Origin of the sequence: Chitinilyticum litopenaei DSM 21440 (assembly GCF_000428145.1) — a bacterium.
Taxonomy (GTDB): Bacteria; Pseudomonadota; Gammaproteobacteria; order Burkholderiales; family Chitinibacteraceae; genus Chitinilyticum; species Chitinilyticum litopenaei.
This window is the reverse complement of record NZ_ATZJ01000013.1, coordinates 24,324-41,414: the sequence shown is the minus strand read 5'-3', so window position 1 is coordinate 41,414 and position 17,091 is coordinate 24,324. Positions and strand designations below refer to the sequence as shown.

10 protein-coding genes are annotated in these 17,091 nt (G+C 64.7%); 4 read left to right on the top strand and 6 right to left on the bottom strand.

Annotation, left to right across the window (positions count from 1 at the left end; all coding sequences use genetic code 11):
- Positions 1 to 30: 30 nt before the first annotated feature.
- Together C515_RS22380 and C515_RS0106920 are read right to left on the bottom strand one after the other, a co-directional pair.
- Positions 31 to 1,569, bottom strand: a complete 1,539-nt coding sequence (locus C515_RS22380; RefSeq protein ID WP_051304716.1) for a YiiX/YebB-like N1pC/P60 family cysteine hydrolase — start codon at positions 1,567 to 1,569, stop codon at positions 31 to 33.
- Between the two features lie 72 nt (positions 1,570 to 1,641).
- Positions 1,642 to 2,856, bottom strand: coding sequence for an MFS transporter (locus C515_RS0106920; RefSeq protein WP_028454934.1), 1,215 nt, complete (start codon positions 2,854 to 2,856; stop codon positions 1,642 to 1,644).
- A gap of 337 nt (positions 2,857 to 3,193) precedes the next feature.
- On the opposite strand from C515_RS0106920, the gene C515_RS19965 reads away from it, so the two are divergent.
- Positions 3,194 to 5,680 (top strand): two-component system response regulator, encoded by a 2,487-nt coding sequence (locus tag C515_RS19965; protein ID WP_043648502.1) that lies wholly within the window; start codon positions 3,194 to 3,196, stop codon positions 5,678 to 5,680.
- Between the two features lie 22 nt (positions 5,681 to 5,702).
- Entirely contained in the window at positions 5,703 to 10,565 is a 4,863-nt protein-coding gene (locus tag C515_RS0106905) for a PAS domain S-box protein (protein WP_051304715.1), read from the top strand.
- Positions 10,566 to 10,671: 106 nt separating this feature from the next.
- On the opposite strand, the gene C515_RS0106900 is transcribed toward C515_RS0106905, so the two are convergent.
- Positions 10,672 to 11,541, bottom strand: coding sequence for a YicC/YloC family endoribonuclease (locus C515_RS0106900; RefSeq protein ID WP_028454931.1), 870 nt, complete (start codon positions 11,539 to 11,541; stop codon positions 10,672 to 10,674).
- 164 nt (positions 11,542 to 11,705) lie between these two features.
- Between C515_RS0106900 and C515_RS0106895 the strand changes: the two genes are divergently transcribed.
- Positions 11,706 to 12,671, top strand: coding sequence for a serine/threonine protein kinase (locus tag C515_RS0106895; protein WP_028454930.1), 966 nt, complete (start codon positions 11,706 to 11,708; stop codon positions 12,669 to 12,671).
- Positions 12,672 to 12,843: 172 nt separating this feature from the next.
- Positions 12,844 to 13,758, top strand: a complete 915-nt coding sequence (locus tag C515_RS0106890) for a PP2C family protein-serine/threonine phosphatase (protein ID WP_028454929.1) — start codon at positions 12,844 to 12,846, stop codon at positions 13,756 to 13,758.
- Between the two features lie 199 nt (positions 13,759 to 13,957).
- On the opposite strand, the gene panD is transcribed toward C515_RS0106890, so the two are convergent.
- From panD to C515_RS0106870, 3 genes are all read right to left on the bottom strand, one after another.
- Complete coding sequence (panD, locus tag C515_RS0106885; protein ID WP_028454928.1) at positions 13,958 to 14,338, bottom strand: aspartate 1-decarboxylase; 381 nt, start codon at positions 14,336 to 14,338, stop codon at positions 13,958 to 13,960.
- A 239-nt stretch (positions 14,339 to 14,577) separates the two neighbouring features.
- The gene (locus tag C515_RS0106875) at positions 14,578 to 15,141 is read right to left on the bottom strand and encodes a hypothetical protein (protein ID WP_028454927.1); all 564 of its coding nucleotides are present in this window, start codon (positions 15,139 to 15,141) and stop codon (positions 14,578 to 14,580) included.
- 36 nt (positions 15,142 to 15,177) lie between these two features.
- Positions 15,178 to 17,025, bottom strand: coding sequence for a ribonuclease catalytic domain-containing protein (locus C515_RS0106870; RefSeq protein WP_028454926.1), 1,848 nt, complete (start codon positions 17,023 to 17,025; stop codon positions 15,178 to 15,180).
- Between the last annotated feature and the right edge of the window lie 66 nt (positions 17,026 to 17,091).

The window sequence follows — 17,091 nt, the reverse complement described above, 5'->3', positions numbered from 1 at the left end:
AATGGCTGCTGGCTTATGGGGTGGTGGGTATCAGCGTCTGGCCGTTTCGCCGAACACGCCGCTGAGCAGGCCCGGCGGTTTTTCACGACTCAGGAGCGCCTGCAGCGTTTCGCGCAGCTGGCTGTCCAGGCGCTTGCCGTCGCGATAGACGATGACCGGGTCGAACACCGGCTGGTTGCTGACGGCGAGCTGCGCGACATTGTCCGGGCTGATCGTGTAGCGGCCCAGCGTGCGATCCAGCGGCCAGGCGATGTCGGGGAAAACGACATAGGCCAGCTCCGAGCAGACGATGCGTTCGTGCGTCATCACGTCGAAGTTGAAATCGTACTCCTTGCCAACCTGCTCCAGCGCCGTCAGCACGGCATCGCGACGGTATTGCGGGCTGAGCGTGCGGCGGTCGCGCAGCACCAGCAGGTCATCGATGTTGAGGAAATGTTCGAGCGTGCTGATCGTCACGCCGCCGCGCAGCGCTTCGACGATGCGGCCACCCTTGCGAATCTGCTGCTGGTAGTGCGGGGCGATGCGCTCCCACACGCCCAGTGCGCGCAGCTCCTCTTCGCTGCCCAGCCAGACCGCAACATGGCCGTAATGGCCGGGAATCATCTTGTCGGTGAGCCGGAAAGGGGTTTTTTCCAGCAGGATATCGAGCGGCTTGAGCTCGCCGGCCAGCGCGGCCTGCTGCTGTGCGCTCAATTGCGCCAGCTTGCCCTTGCGCGTCTGCACCAGCCCGACCATATTGCCGAAGCCCATGCTGACGCCATGGCTGAGCGTGTCACTGATGCTGCGGTTGCGGATTTCCAGATCGCGCGCGAGGTAGTTCAGCTTCTCGCCCAGATCGCTGCCTTTCTTCTGATGCAGGCTCACATACCAGACCGTGCTTTGCGCCAGCGCGTAGAGGTGGCTCTCCTCGGCGCTGGGCGTCAGCTGGTTGGCGCGCAGCCAGCCCATGTAGTCGTCGACAAAGCGCGTGGCATTGCTGAGCTGGTAGCGAAAGCCGGTGGAATGGTAGTTGTCGGCCAGCTCGCGCAGCCGGGTGGCATTGCCCACGTCGTAATTGAGCACGTAGGCCGTGCTGGGGTTGCGGGCATACGGTTCGACGGCGATCTGGTAGCTGTCCATCAGCACCAGAGCGGTGGTCAGCCCGTACTGGATGTCGAGCAGCAGCTGGCGGCCCTGTGCGTCACGCGGGTTGATCCACACCTGGCGCTGCAGCGCGCCGCGCGAGCTGCTCATCGTGAAGGCCCGGCTTTCTTCCAGCGTCGGCCGGTCGCCGACCAGCGTGAGTCGCGCACCCGGCTCGAAATAGGGCGCCATGCGCGTGGCATTGGGCAGCAGGCCTGCCCGCAGGTCGATGTAGCGCTGCGCCATGTCGCGCAGCTGATTGCTCTGCGCGCGCGTCAGTTTGGGCTTGGGGTTGCCGATGATCCCGCTCTCCTGCGCCAGCCGGTAGGCGCTGGAGCGCAGCTCGATCAGCTCGCCGACCTGCTGCTGGAAGCGGGCAGGATCCGGCGCGGCAAGCGCCGCCAGCGGGACAAGGCAGGACAGGGCAAACAGGACGGCGCGCAACATGAGATTCCTCCACAAGCCGGCATCCTGCCCGCACTGACCGCTCGTGTAAAGAAGCGCCGTTGCCCGCCATCCTCAATCGGCCCGGCGCACCACCGGCATGGCCAGGATGCACCAGATCATCGCCGCCGACATGGTCAGGCCGAAGAGCGGCATGATCCAGGCAATGCTGACCTTCATCGAGAGCAGGCCGGTCACCATGGCGTAGGAAATCGGCGACAGTCCCATCGAGGCCATGGTGTTCAGGCTCATCACGCGGCCGATCTTGTTCTTGTCCGAGTACTGCTGGATCACCGACATCATCGGCACATTGTTGCTGGCGATGCCCAGCCCGATCAGAAACTGCACCAGCACCGCGACCCAGACCCAGTAGGTATGCCCCTGCAAGGCCAGCAGCACGCCCTCGACGGCGATGACTGCGGCAATCATCAGCAGCCGTTTGCGCACGGGCGGGTACAGGGTCAGCAGCAGGCCGCCGGCCACCATGCCCGCCGCCCCGGCGCTTTGCAGCCACGACAGCGTGCCGGCCTGCGCATCCAGGTGTTCGGTGACGACCAGCGGAATGCCCAGCGCCAGCGGGCCCATGAACAGCAGGTTGGCAAAGGCATAAATGATCATCATCGCGCGCAGTTCCGGCGTGGCGACGGTGTAGCTGATGCCTTCCTTCAGTTCGACGAACAGCGGACTGTGCGTCTTGTGCGGATTCACCGGCGGTTCGCGCAGGAACAGCATGCACAGCGCGCCGGCCAGCAGGCCCAGGCCGGAAAGACCGAAAACCCATTCGTAACTGAGCCAGGCCAGCATCATGCCGCCCAGCACCGGGCCGAACACCAGGCCGATCTGGTTGGTTGTCAGCATGATGGAGTTGGCGCGTCCCAGCTCCTGCTCCGGCACGATGCTGGGGATGATGGCGCCCTGTGCCGGCCAGAAAAAGGCATCCAGCGCGCCATACAGAAAGGCGAAGACCGTCATCGCGACAATGCCCAGCTGGCCGATGTGCAAGAGGCCAACCAGGGCAAACAGCAGCACGACACGCACCGCCAGCGAAACCAGAATGATGTGGCTGCGCTTGATCCGGTCCGCCAGCACGCCGCCGACCGCCATCAGCAGGATGCGCGGCACCGAACCGGCGATCATCACGTAACCGAGCTGCTCCTTGGCGCCCAGCGTTTTTACCACATACCAGGTCTCGGCCAGCATGGCGACCGCCAGCGTGAAGTTGCCGATGACGCTGGCCAGCCAGAGCAGCAGGAAGTTGCGGTTATGGAAGAGGGCGGGAAGGCGCGGCATGCAAGACCTGAAGAGTGAAGCGACTGCAGTCATGGTAAGTCGCCGCATGTGCGAATTCCTTTCCGAAATTGCGCAGCTGACAAGGCCGGGGTGGTTCAGGTGTGTCGGCAAGTCGATGTTTGCAGGGTATATCCTTGCAGCCTTTTTTGGCGTTTGGCTTTGGCTTGAAGGGTGTATGGGTATGTGGCCGTTCCTGTAAGGCTTCCGCCCGTCGGGCGCTCGGCGGTGCCAGCAGGCTTTGCCTGCGGCCCGGTGCTTCCTACAATCGACTGATTACTGTTTGCTTTTCATTTCTGACTGTTATCCTTCTTTTGAATTACGAGTCTGCGGAGGAGCGATGCTGGACGCCGTGTTGCCGCCAACGCCCGTCATCCTGGTGGTGGATGATCAGGCCAGCAATGTGCATCTGTTGCGCGAGGCGGTGCGCGATCTGGGCGAGGTGTATTTCGCCATGGACGGCGAGGCCGCCCTGCACGTCGCACGGCAAGTGTTGCCCGATGTCATCCTGCTGGACATCGGGCTGCCGGGCATGGATGGCTTTGCCGTGTGCAGGGCGATCAAGGACGAGGCGCGGCTGGCCGGTGTCGCCATCATCTTCGTGACCGCGCACACCAGCGTGGCCGACGAAATCCAGGCACTGGAGGCCGGGGCCCAGGATTTCCTGCACAAGCCGCTCAATCTGCCGGTAGCCCGGGCCCGGATCAGGACGCATCTCGCCTTGCGCCAGCAGGGCAAGCAGCTGGCGCTGGCCAGGCACAATCTGGAAGACCTGATCAACCACCTGCCCGCTTTCATTGCCTATTGGGATGCCGGGCTGCGCTGCCTGTTCAGCAATGACCGCCACGGCGAATGGTTCGGCATTCCCGCGCCGGCCATGGCCGGACAGGCGCTGGCGGCCTTGCTCGGCACGGAGATGGCCGCGCTGATCGACGCGAACCTGCCGGCCGTGCTGGCCGGCCAACCCTGCAGTTTCGACATCGCGCTCGCGTCCCCGCAGGGTGAGGCCCGGCACGCGCATGCCACGCTGCTGGCCCGCTTCAGCGCGGACGTCTGCTGCGGCTTCCTGTTGCTGCTGGTGGACATTTCGGAGCGCAAAAGGGCGGAAGCCGCACTGTTCGAGGAAAAGGAGCGCATGCGCGTCATGCTGCATTCGATTGGTGATGCCGTCATCGCCACCGACACGCAGGGGCGCGTGACCTTCGTCAATCCGATCGCCGAGGCGCTGACGGGCTGGCAGGAGTGCGAGGCCATCGGCGCGCCGATTGAAGCCATCATGCCGCTGCGCGACGGCAGCGATGATTACGACCTGCAGAACCCCATCCGCCTGGCCCTGCAGGAAGGGCGCGTGGTGGGCATGGCGCTCAACTGCAAGCTGCGCCGCCGCGATGGCGAGCTTTTCGATGTCGAAGATTCGGCCGCGCCCATCCGCAACCAGCAAGGCCGGCTGATCGGTACCATCATCGTCTTTCACGATGTCAGCGAAGCGCGCGCAATGGCCGTGAAGATGACGCATCTGGCCTATCACGACGCCCTGACCAATCTGCCCAATCGCCTGCTGCTGCAGGATCGCATCCTGCAGGCCCTGCAGCAGGCCATCCGCAACGAAACCCGCGTGGCCATGCTGCTGCTGGATCTGGACAGCTTCAAGAGCATCAACGACTCGATCGGCCACGCTACCGGCGACACCCTGCTGCAGCAGCTTGCCCAGCGCCTGCTGGCCGCCTGCAGCCCGGGCGATACGGTCAGCCGGCAGGGCGGCGATGAATTCATCCTCTTGCTGCCCGAAGTCACCAGCCTGGAAGCGGTGGGGGATTTCTCCCAGCTGCTGCTGGAGCGGGTGGCCGAGCCGTTCTGGCTGGGCCAGCACCGCTATGATCTATCGGGCTGCATCGGCATCAGCCTGTATCCGGACGACAGCGCGGATGCCGAGGAACTCTACCGCCACGCCGATTCCGCCATGCATCGCGCCAAGCAGGAAGGCCGCCAGCGCGTGCGCTTTTTCTCGGCGGACATCGAGCATTCGATGCGTGCACGCCATCTGATGGAGCAGCACATGCGCCATGCCCTGGAAGAAGGCATCTTCCGGGTTTACTACCAGGCCAAGGTCGATGCCCGCCAGCAGCGCATCACCGGGGTCGAGGCGCTGATCCGCTGGTGCAAGGCCGATGGCAGCCTGGTTTCACCCGCCGAATTCATCCCGCTGGCGGAGGAAACCGGGCTGATCGTGCCCATTGGCAAGTATGTGCTGCAGCAGGCCTGCGAAGATGCCGTGGCCTGGCATGCCCGGGGCTTCGAGGTTGCCGTCAGCGTCAATATTTCCGCCGTGCAGTTCCGGGAGGCGGGTTTTCTGGCCATGGTGCAGCAGGCGCTGCAGGATTCCGGCATCCGGCCCAAATTGCTGGAGCTGGAGATCACCGAGGGCGTGCTGGCGCAGGACATCCGGGTCGCCCAGGAGTTGCTGCAGGATCTGCGCGAGCTGGGCGTGCGCATGGCAATCGATGATTTCGGCACCGGCTATTCCAGTCTGTCCTACCTCAAGAGCCTGCCGGTCGATGTGCTGAAGATCGACCAGAGTTTCGTGCGGGAAATGCTGCACAGTTCCCGCGAAATGGCGATTGTCGAGGCCATCGTCAAGCTGGGTTCGACGCTGAATCTGCAGCTGGTCGCCGAAGGCGTCGAGACCGAGGCGCAGATGCTTACGCTGCTGGCGATGGGGTGCGACATCATCCAGGGCTTTTACTATTGCCGGCCGCTGACCGGGCCGGACATGAGCGACTTCCTGCAGACCGGCCTGCCTGCCCAGCAGGGCCGGCGGACGGGCTGAATCACGCTTACCGGGAGAGGGCATGCTGCTGCGCAAACACCTGCACAAGGCTTACCTGCATGCGGGACTGGTGCTCGTACTGGGGCTGATCGTCAGCGTGCTGCTTGCCTGGCAACTAGCCCGCAGCAATCACGTCCACCTGCAGGAAAGCCTCGGTGCCGAGGCGGACGAGCTGGCCGCCCGCGTGCTGGAGCAGTTCCGCCTCTATCAGTATGGTCTGCGCGGATTGCGCGGCGCGATCATCACCGCAGGCGACAATCTGGATCGTGAAGTGGTACAGGCCTACAGTCGCACGCGCGATCCGCAGCAGGAATTTCCGGGCGCGCGCGGTTTCGGCTTCATCCGGCGTGTGCCGGTCGCCGACGAAAGCCGCTTCCTGGCCGAGGCGCGCGCCGATGGCTGGCCGGAGTTCACGCTGCAACAGCTGGTGCAGCATCCCGGCGAGCGCTTCGTGATCCAGTATCTGGAGCCGGTCGCCAGCAATATGCAGGCCATCGGCCTCGACATCGCCTCCGAGCCTAACCGTCGCAATGCCGCGCTGGCCGCGCTGGAAAGCGGCGAAGTCCGGCTGACGGCGCCGATTACCCTCGTTCAGGCTACCGGCAAGCCCGAGCAGTCCTTCCTGATCCTCCTGCCGGTGTACCGCAGCGGCAGCGTTCCCGGCAATGCGCAGGAACGCTACCGGCAAGGCGTGGGCTGGACCTTCGCCCCTTTGCTGACCGAAGAAATGCTGGCCGGCCTGCGTCTTGACCCCGGCCTGTTCGTATTGCGGCTGACCGATGAAACGCGCGGCAGTCAGGTGATGTTCTACCAGTCCGTCCCGCCCGGAGCGACTACGGCCGATGTGCTGACCGTCAGCCGGGATGTCGAAATCTACGGGCGGCGCTGGCAGGTGGCGCTCAGTGCCCAGCCAGGGTTTGTGGCCCGCCTGCATCAGCCCGCGCCGCTGGCTTACTTCATGGCCGGCGCCCTGTGCAGCCTGATCCTGGCCTGTCTGGCCGGCGTCATGACGATCAGCCGGCAGCGCCGCAAGGAGCTGCATGCCGGCCAGCAGCGTCTGGCCGACATTGTGGCCAGCTCGGCCGATGGCATCATCGGCGTCAATCAGGATGGCGAGATCACCGACTGGAATCCCGCAGCGGAGCAGCTGTTCGGCTATCGCGCGGACGAGGTGATCGGCCACTGGCGCGTCGATGTGCTGGCGCCGCCTGAGTTGCGCGCGGAAGACGCGGACATCCTGCAGCGCGTGCGGCAAGGCCAGTCCGTGCCGCATTTCGAAACCCGCCGGCGCTGCCGCGACGGCCGCTTGCTGGATGTTTCGCTGACGGTGTCGCCGATTTTCTCGCCGCAGGGGCAGGTGGCGGGGGCGTCGATCACGGTGCGCGACATCACGCGGCAAAAGGACGCCGAGGCGCGCATCCAGCTGCTTAATGCCAATCTGGAAAACGAGGTGCAGCTCAGGACCGCCGAGCTGAGCCGGGTCAACCTGCTGCTGGGCAATGTCCTGCAGGCCGCCACCGAGGTGTCCATCATCGCCGCCGACCCCCGGGGGCTGATCACCGTGTTCAATCGCGGCGCCGAGCGCATGCTGGGCTACCGCGCCGAGGAGTTGCTGGGGCGCTGCGGCCCCGATGTCCTGCATGACCCGGCCGAAGTCGCCGCGCGCGGACGCGAGCTGAGCGAGGCCTGCGGTCATCCGGTCGAGGGCATCGATGTGTTTGTCCACAGGCTGGCTGCGGAAGGCGCGGAAACCCGCGAGTGGACTTATCTGCGCAAGGATGGCTCGGCGGTTCCCGTCCGTCTTGCGGTCACCGCAATGCGCGACCATGACGGTGTCGTGACCGGTTACCTGGGCGTGGGCATCGACATCAGCGAGCGGCGCAAAGCCGAAGCGCTGCTGGCGGCCAGCCTGCAGACCACGCAGGCCATTCTCGATACCGCGCCCAACCCCATTCTCACCCTTGATCAGGCGGGCCGCGTGCGCTCCGTCAATCCGGCTGCCGAGCGCATTTTCGGCAGTACCGCGGCCCAGATGCAGGGCGAAGCGATTGCCCGCCTGTTGCCGCAGGCCGCGCAGGCCGGCCCCCCCCTGTGCCGCCTGCTGGCGGCGGACGATACGCAGGGCGGCGGGCAGGGGCTGGAGGTGCAGGCCCGCGCCGCCGATGGCCGCGTGTTCCCGGTACAGATAAGCCTCGGCCAGATGCGCACGGATGCCGAGCCGCTGCGGGTGGCCGTGCTGACCGACCTGAGCCAGCAGGAGGCGCAGCGCGCCGCGCTGATCGCGGCGCGCGACCAGCTGCAGCTGGCTGCGGATGTCGCCGAGCTGGGCGTCTGGAGCTGGGATCTGGCCGACAACACCCTGCACTGGAATGCCCGGATGTTCGAGTTGTACGCCCAAGCGGAGAGCCTGCAGGAAACGGGAGTCCGCTATGAGCACTGGCGCGAGCGCGTGCATCCCGAGGATGTCGAGGCCACCGAAGCCAGCCTGCATGGCGCCGTGCGGGGGGAGTGCCGCTACGAGCCGATTTTCCGCATCGTGCGTCCGGATGGCAGCGTGCGCTACATCCAGGCCGGCGCCCAGATCGAGCGTGACGCGGCAGGAAATGCCATCCGGGTGACGGGCATCAATCGCGACATTACCGCCCAGCGCGAGTTCGAGGCCGGCCTGCAGCAGGCCAAGGCGCTGGCCGATGCCGCCAGCGCGGCCAAGTCCTCCTTTCTGGCGAATATGAGCCACGAAATCCGTACGCCGATGAATGCGGTGCTGGGCATGCTGCAGCTGGTCGGGCAAACCGAGCTGAGCGCGCGACAGCGCGATTACATCAGCAAGGCGCAGGGCGCCGGCTCGGTGCTGCTGGGCCTGCTCAACGACATTCTGGATTATTCAAAGATCGAGGCCGGCAAGCTGCAGATCGACCCGCACCCCTTCGAGCTGGAAAACCTGCTGCGCAATCTGGCGGCCGTGCTGGCCGGCAGCCAGGGCGAGCGGGATGTCGAGCTGGTGTTCGACATTGATCCCGATTTGCCGCGGCTTCTGCTGGGCGACAGCCTGCGCCTGCAGCAGGTGCTGACCAATCTGGCCGGCAATGCGCTGAAATTCACCCCCAGGGGGCTGGTGCAGATCCAGGTGCAGCGCCTGCCGGCCGAGGCCGGCGAAGCCTGTCTGCGCTTCAGCGTGCGCGACAATGGCATCGGCATCAGCGCCGAGCAGCAGGCGCGCATCTTTGACGGGTTCACCCAGGCCGAGGCATCCACCAGCCGGCGTTACGGCGGTACCGGCCTGGGGCTGGTCATCAGCCGTCGGCTGGTGGCGCTGATGGGGGGCGAGCTGGAGCTGGAAAGCGCGCCGGGCGAGGGCAGCTGCTTCTGGTTCGAATTGCGCCTGCCGGTGGCCGACCCGGCCTCGCAGTTGAGCCTGCCGGCAGCCCCGGATCACCCTCTCTATATCCTGGTGGCCGAAGACAATGCCATGGTGGCCGAGCAGCTGGTGCGCACGCTGGCGGCGCTGGGCTGGGAGGCCGTGCATGCGCCCGGCGGGCTGGCCGCTGTCGCGGCCGTCGAGCAGGCGCGCCGCGCAAACCGGCGCTTCGACGTGATCCTGATGGACTGGAAGATGCCCGATCTGGATGGCCTGCAGGCGGCGCGGATCATCCGTGAGAACAGCACCGGAGAGACCGCGCCACTGATCATCATGGTGACCGCCTACGATCAGGAAATGCTCGCCGCCGCGCTGCAGGACGAGATACACCCCTTTGTCGATACGCTGACCAAGCCGGTGACACCACAGCAGCTTCTGCAGGCCATCAGCCGTGCGGTCGCCGGACTGGCCGGCGACGCGCCCGGGGAGCAAGGCCGCAAACCGCTGCCGCTGGCCGGAATGCGCCTGCTGGTGGTGGAAGACAATGCGCTCAATCGCCAGATCGCCGGCGAACTGCTGGTTGGCGAGGGCGCCGATGTCACCCTGGCGGAAGGCGGCATTGCCGGCGTTGCGCTGGTGCTGGATGGCGACCGGCCCTTCGATGCCGTGCTGATGGACGTGCAGATGCCGGACATCGACGGGCTGGAGGCTTGCCGGCGCATTCGTGCCGATGCCCGTTTTGCGGCACTGCCCATCATCGCCATGACGGCCAATGCCGCCAATAGCGACCGCATCGCCTGTCTGGCCGCCGGCATGAACGATCATGTCGGCAAGCCCATCGACCTGCCGCAGCTGATTGCCGCCCTCAGGCGGCATGCCGGCCCGCCGGTGACTGCTGGCGCTGTGCCCGAAGCCGGCGGGCATGCCGATGCGGAGATCGAAGCACTGGCATCGATTCTCGGGCGCTTTGGCGGCAATCTCGCGCTGTATCGTTCAGCGCTGCAGCGCTTTTATCCGGAGCAGCAGCAATTGCTGCGCGAGCTGGCAGAGGCCGTGTCCGGCGGCAGTGCAGAGGCTGCACTGCATGCGCTGCACACCATCAAGGGCAATGCCGGCACACTGGGCGCACGTGCGCTGGCGCAATGCGCGGCCGAACTGGAGCAGCAGCTGCGCCATGCTGACCGGACCGCGCTGGCGGCCTATCTGGACGACGCGCAGCGGCAGGAACTGGAGCGTCTGCTGCAGACCGCGTGCGCGCAGCTGCAGGCCGCCTTGCCGGCCGAGGCCGGTGCTGGCCCGGCCGCTGTCGCAGGCATGCCGGATGATGCGCTATGGCGCGAGCGCCTCGACAGCCTCCTGCCGCTGCTGGCCGCCAGCAGCATGCAGGCGCTCGATCTCTGGGAGGGCTGGCACCCCGAGCCGGCCGCCAGCGGGGATGCCGCGCTGCAGCGCCTGGGCACGCAGCTGCAGGCGCTGGACTTTGCCGCGGCGCGCCAGACGGTGCTGGACCTGCTGGCCCGCCGCTGAACGCGGCCAGTGAATGCTGGCAGTCCTTTGGGTATGTGGCTGCAGCCATTTTCCAAATTTGGCTGGCGGCAAGTAGGTGGCTGGGTATGTGGCGCGGGTGGCCGGCTTACTCGATGTTCTGCACCTGTTCGCGCATCTGCTCGATCAGCACCTTCAGTTCCATCGATACCTTGCTGGTCTCGCTGGACACGGATTTCGAGCCCAGCGTATTGGCTTCGCGGTTCAGTTCCTGCATCAGGAAATCCAGGCGCTTGCCGGCCGAGCCACCCTTCTTGAGGATGCGGCGCAGCTCGGCAATGTGTGTGTGCAGGCGGTCGATCTCTTCCTGGATGTCCACCTTCTGGGCGAAGACGACGACTTCCTGGCGGATGCGTTCGTCATCGGCGCCACCACCCAGCGCCTCGGTGAGTCGCTGGGTCAGCCGCGCCTCATAGTCGGCGACGATCTGCGGAATCAGCGGTGTCACGCCCGTGACCAGTTCTTCCATGGCGCAGGCGCGTTCCAGCAGGATCGTTGCCAGCTTTTCGCCCTCGCGGCCGCGGCTGGCCAGAAAATCGTCGAGCGCCGCATCCAGCAGCTCCAGTGCCGTGGCCTGCAGCGCCTCGATGGGCAGGGCATCCGACTCGATCACGCCGGGCCAGCGCAGCAGCTCGCCGGTTTTCAGTTCACCGGCGCCGGGCTGGTGCTCGCGCAGCTCGTCGGATAAACGCAACAGTTCGGCCAGCAGGCCGGCGTTCAGGCGCAGGCTGCCACCGGCGCCGGCGCGTGCATTGAAATTGACCCGGCATTCGACCTTGCCGCGTTGCAGTTTGCCGGCCAGTTTTTCGCGGATGGCGCCTTCCAGGGCACGGAATTCTTCCGGCAGGCGCAAGGTGGCATCGAGAAAACGGTGGTTGACCGCGCGCAGCTCGACCGCGAGGACGCCCTGGGCCAGTTCGCGCTGGGCACTGGCGTAGCCAGTCATGCTATAGATCATGGTGTGATTCCAGTAATGCGGTAAGGGAAACGGGGGATGGAATTGCCGCCGGCAGGCTGCCAGCCTGTACTGCCGGGCGGGAGGCGCTCAGACTCTCCTTTACATTTGGGCAGTGCAGCAATCACAATTCCAATCAGGCTCCACAAGTATAACGAAAGCAGAGGATGGCCACCCCTAGCAATCAACCGCTCGCGCGCGGTTTCCAGCTTCAGAATTACACCATCGCCAAGCTGCTGTCGGCCGGCGGGTTCAGCATCGTCTATCTGGCGCATGATGAAAACGACTATCCGGTGGCGATCAAGGAATACCTGCCCAATTCGCTGGCGCTGCGCCGCGAAGGCATTGCGGTCGTGCAGGCGACCAGCGAGGAAAACCTGGCGCTGTTCCGTCATGGCCTGAAGTGTTTCTTCGAGGAAGGCAAGACGCTGGCGCGCATCCAGCATCCCAACATCGTGCGCGTGATCAATTTCTTTCGCGCCAACGACACCGTCTACATGGTGATGGAATACGAGCGCGGCCGCACGCTGCAAAAGGAAATCCAGCTCAAGTTCGGCCGCGAGGGCGTGGACGAGAACCTGATCCGCCACGTCTTTTTCCATCTGCTCAACGGCCTGCGCGAAGTGCACCTCAACAAGCTGCTGCACCTGGACATCAAGCCGGCCAATATCTACATCCGCAAGGATGGCTCGCCGGTGCTGCTGGACTTCGGCTCGGCCCGCCAGACGCTCACCGCCGAGCACAGCCGCCTCACGCCCATGTACACGCCGGGCTTTGCCGCTCCCGAGCAATACCGCAAGAAAGAACAGCTGGGGCCCTGGACCGACATCTACGGCGTCGGGGCCTCGATGTATGCCTGCATCGCCGGTACCGCGCCGCAAGCCGCCGATGCGCGCGAGAAAGAAGACAAGCTCGAACACCTGTCGCAAAAATATGGCGACCAGTATTCGCCCGAGCTGCTCGACCTGATTCACCAGTGCCTGCAACTCGATGAAACGCTGCGCCCGCAAAGCGTGCCGCAAATCCAGAAAATGCTGCTGGAGCCGGCCTCGCCGCCCGCCAGACGCAGCTCGCTGGTGACCACGCTGAAACGGGCCTGGATCAATCTGACCGCACCGCGCGGGCGCGCGTAGCCGGTATGGAAGGAATGGCTTTTCCAGGGCTGGCAGGCCTCGGGCAAAGCCCGACACCAATCATTTCCTTGGCCATCAGGGGCGGATTGTTGCTTTTGATGCCTTTTTCCCGGCACGGCCGGGAAAAACGAAGCGCAGGCTGTTGTGCAACAGCCTGCGAGTGAGAGTCGCAATGAAATTTACCGTCTATCAGGATAGCCGCCAGGGTGGCCGCAAATACAATCAGGACCGGGTCGGTTATTCCTACAGCCGCGATTCGCTGCTGCTGGTGGTGGCTGATGGCATGGGCGGGCATCTGCATGGCGAGGTGGCCGCGCAGATCGTCGTGCAGCTGTTGTCCGACCAGTTCCAGCAAAAGGCGGACCCCATCATCCATCGCCCGCTGGAGTTTCTGGAAGCCGCGCTGCTGAAAAGCCACGACGCCATCTACAACTACGCGGGCAACCATCATCTGCTGGAAGTGCCGCGCACGACCGCCGTGGCCTGCATCGTGCAGGACGGCATGGCCTACTGGGCACATGTCGGTGATTCGCGGCTCTACCTGATTCGCCGCTCCACTGTCGTTGCGCAGACGCGCGACCACTCCAAGGTGCGCAAACTGGTCGACGCCGGCATGATCACGCCGGCCGAGGCCATGGTGCATCCCGAGCGCAACAAGATCTACAACTGCCTGGGCGGCAACCTCACGCCGGAAATCGAGCTGGGCGGCAAAATCCCGCTGCAGGACAGCGACTGCATCCTGCTGTGCACCGACGGCTTCTGGGGGCCCTCGGTCGAAGCGGAAATGACGCATTTCCTCTCGTCCTTCCCGGTGCTGTTCGCCATTCCGCAACTGATGGACCGCGCCGAACTGCGCGGTGGCCGGCATGGTGACAATCTGACCGCGCTGGCCATCAACTGGCATGACGACATCAGCGCCGAATCCGACGACCCGGCCTTCATCTCCACGCAAAAGCTCGACCACCACACCATCAGCACCCACGTCGACCCGCTGACGATCAAGCAGGCCGCCGACATTACCGACGACGACATCGAGCGCGCGATCCAGGAAATCCAGAACGCCATCCAGAAGTACTCGAAGCCGTAGCGGGTGAGGCGTGCGGAGGGGGGCGCTGCCTTGACACCAGAATGTGAAAAAGCCGTCATGTGAATGACGGCTTCTTTGGGTATGTGCTTGTGGCCCTTTAAGGTGTTGGGCTCTGGCGAAATGGGTTCATGGGTATGCTCTGGTCACACCTCACACCTCACACCTCACACCTCACACCTCACACCTCACACCTCACACCTCACGCTTTCTGCACCGGAATTGCATTCTTCACATTCGTCATGCGGTTGGCGCTGTCGACGTAGACCAGGGTCGGGTGGTGCTCGCCCAGTTCGGCCTCGTTGTACTGGGCGAAAGTGGCGATGATCAGCAGGTCGCCAACCTGGGCGTGGCGGGCGGCCGAGCCGTTGACCGAGATGATGCCCGAACCGCGTGCGCCCTTGATCGCGTAGGTCGAGAAGCGTGCGCCGTTGTTGATGTTCCAGATGTGGATTTCTTCGTACTCGCGGATATTGGCGGCTTCCAGCAGGTCCTCGTCAATCGCGCAGGAACCTTCATAGTGCAGTTCGGCGTGCGTGGCCGTGACACGGTGAATCTTGGATTTGAGCATCGAGCGTTGCATGGTTGACTCCTGCCGTGTGCCGGCCGGGGAAACGCCGGTCGGCATTGCGGTTTTCCGGTCGGCCGGGGAAACCGCATGAAAAAGATGAAAAGCCTTTGGCTGATCGGCTTGTACCGGGCCAGGCCCGGAACCGCTCGGCTACGGGAAGACGCCGTCTTCGCCGTCGCGCTGATGAATACGGAAAGGCTGCGATTATAAAACGCTTGGCCCAAAAGCCAAGCATTCGGGATAAGGACTATTCACGCCGGATGACTGTCGGAGCGGTACACCAGGCAGCCGTCCAGCAGGTATTCGCCCCGCTCGATGCGGGCATCCGGGGCCACGCGGTCAAAGGCCAGGCGGGCGCCGCCGACTTCGATCCAGGCCGGAATCGGGCGATCCTGGTAACGGCCGACGTTTTCCTCGGCGCGCGCCACCAGTTCGCCACCCGCCGGCAGCGGCGCGGCGGCGGGGCTGGCGGGCGTGATGGCCGCTTCGTCAAGACGCTGCTCCGGGCCGCGTTCGCCGTCCTGCACCGGCAGATTGCGCAGATACAGATTGAACAGCAGGCGCGGCAGAATGACGCGGCGCACCTGCTTGTTGCAGTCGATCACGCAGGTGACGCCGAAGCTGGTGCGGCATTGCGGGCAATGCGCCTTGGCGGCAATGGCGATATGGTCTTCCACCAGCCGCGCCACGCCGTGCATATTGCGGGCGTGCAGCATGCTGCCGCAGGAGACGCAGGGCTTGGAGAATTGCCGCACCTGTTCACCGTTGGCGAATTTCAGCGGCAGGGACTCGTTGAGCGGGCGATTCGGAAGCATGGGTATATGCCTGTAGCCTAATTGCAGTATGGGTTATCAGAGGGTAGCCAGACGGGTATCCAGCTGCAGGTCCAGATAGTCGATGGCCATCACCTGCAGTTTGACGTTGGTGCCGGCCGGAAGCTCCGGCAGTCCGCCCACGCGGATGACCAGCGGCATGCCGTCGATGCGCACCAGATTTTCCTTGATGACGCTGGCCGACAGCTCTTTCAGGCCTTCCTGTGCGATATAGCGCAGGCACCAGTAGCGCTCCATCTTGTCCTGGAAATCGGCGTAGGCCGCGTAAGCCGTGTCGAAGCTGGAAATGATGGTGAAGAGTTCGGCATCGTTTTTCGCAAAGCGCGGCTTTTCATTCTTCAGCAGCGCGACGAGCTGGGTCTGGTTGACGAAATCGACCGCGCGACGCAGCGGCGAGCTCGACCAGGCATAGCATTCCACGCCCAGGCCGATGTGCTGGCCCGGCTGCGTGGTCATGCGCACGCGCCCGGCGACCTGTGCGCGGTAGATGCCTGCCACCTGCGCGTCGCGCAGATCCTTGCCCCACTGGCTGTTGACCAGAATCATCAGCTCGGCGACGAGCTTGTCCATCGGCGCGCCGCGCTTGCGCGGCACGATGCGCACGCGGGCAGTCTCAGCGTCGCGGTCGATGTAAAAACTGTAATCGAGACGCTGGATCTGGTTTTCCGCCTTGCCGCGGCGGCCTTCCAGCTCGCCGGCGAAGCGCCACAGCCAGGTCAGCTCGTCCTTCCACTGGAAGTCGGGCGCATCCGCGCGGCCGGCGGTTTCCTCGTTGAACAGCGGCTCGATCTGGTCATGGCGCAGGTTGGCGACAATCGGTACCAGCTCGATGCAGGAGCGGTGGCTGAGGATTTCGAAACCGGCGTTGACTTCCAGATACATCGACAGCGCCGGGCGCGCCGCGCCTTCCTGAAGCGTGAAGACCTCGACGGCGGCATCGGGCAGCATGGTGATCTTGTTGCCCGGCATGTACACGGTGGATAGCCGCTCGGCAATCACCTGATCCAGCGGCGAGCCCGGCGCGATGCCCAGCACCGGCGCGGCGATGTGGATGCCGACCTGCCAGTTGCCATTGCCGAGCTTTTGCAGGCTGAAGGCGTCGTCGATTTCGGTGGTGGTGGCGTCGTCGATGCTGAAGGCCGCCACGTCGGCGACCGGCAGATCGTCCGGACGGCCCAGCTCCGGAAATTCGGGGAAGTCCAGCCCCTTGGGGAAGTTCTCGTGCTGGAATTCGTCGAAGAAATAGCGCTCGATATCGGGAATCGCGCCCACCTTCTGCAAGAGGCGCAGCGGCGACAGTTGCGCGGCATCGGCGGCGGCGGCCAGCGCCTTCCATTCGATGCCGTTCTTGTCGGGGCGGAACAGCAGCTTGTTGATGATGGGCTGGAAGGCATCCGGCAGGGTGCCGGCCTGCAGCTCGGCCTGCCAGATGGCCATCTGCTCGGCCTCGCGCGCCTTGCGCTCGGCGCCGGCCTTGGCGGCCTTCAGGTTTTCTTCCGGCGCCGCCTTGTAGCGGCCGCGCCCCTTGCGATAGAAGTACATCGGCGCGCCATGCAGGCGAATGGCCGCGGCGGCCTGCTGCTGGGGCGTGGCCTTGGCGCCGAAGTATTCCGCGGCGATGTCCTGGAAGGCGAATTCGTCGCTGCCGCAGCATTCCCACAGGAAATCCACGTCGATGCCGTCGGCCTCGGCCTGCGCCGCGCCCAGAAATTCATCCAGCCCCATGCGCTCGAAGCGCAGCAGCACATTGGCGGTCTTGATTTTCGAACGCTTGCCGCGCGCATCTTCCACCATCAGGCTGGCCTGTTGCTCGTCCTTGATCGTGGCGACCCGGAAATGGCCGTCTTCTTCGTAAAACACATTCATGAGATGGGGCTTCTGCGCGGAAAAGAGCGGAATTATAGCAGAGCCCCCTTGCCGTCCGATTGCAAA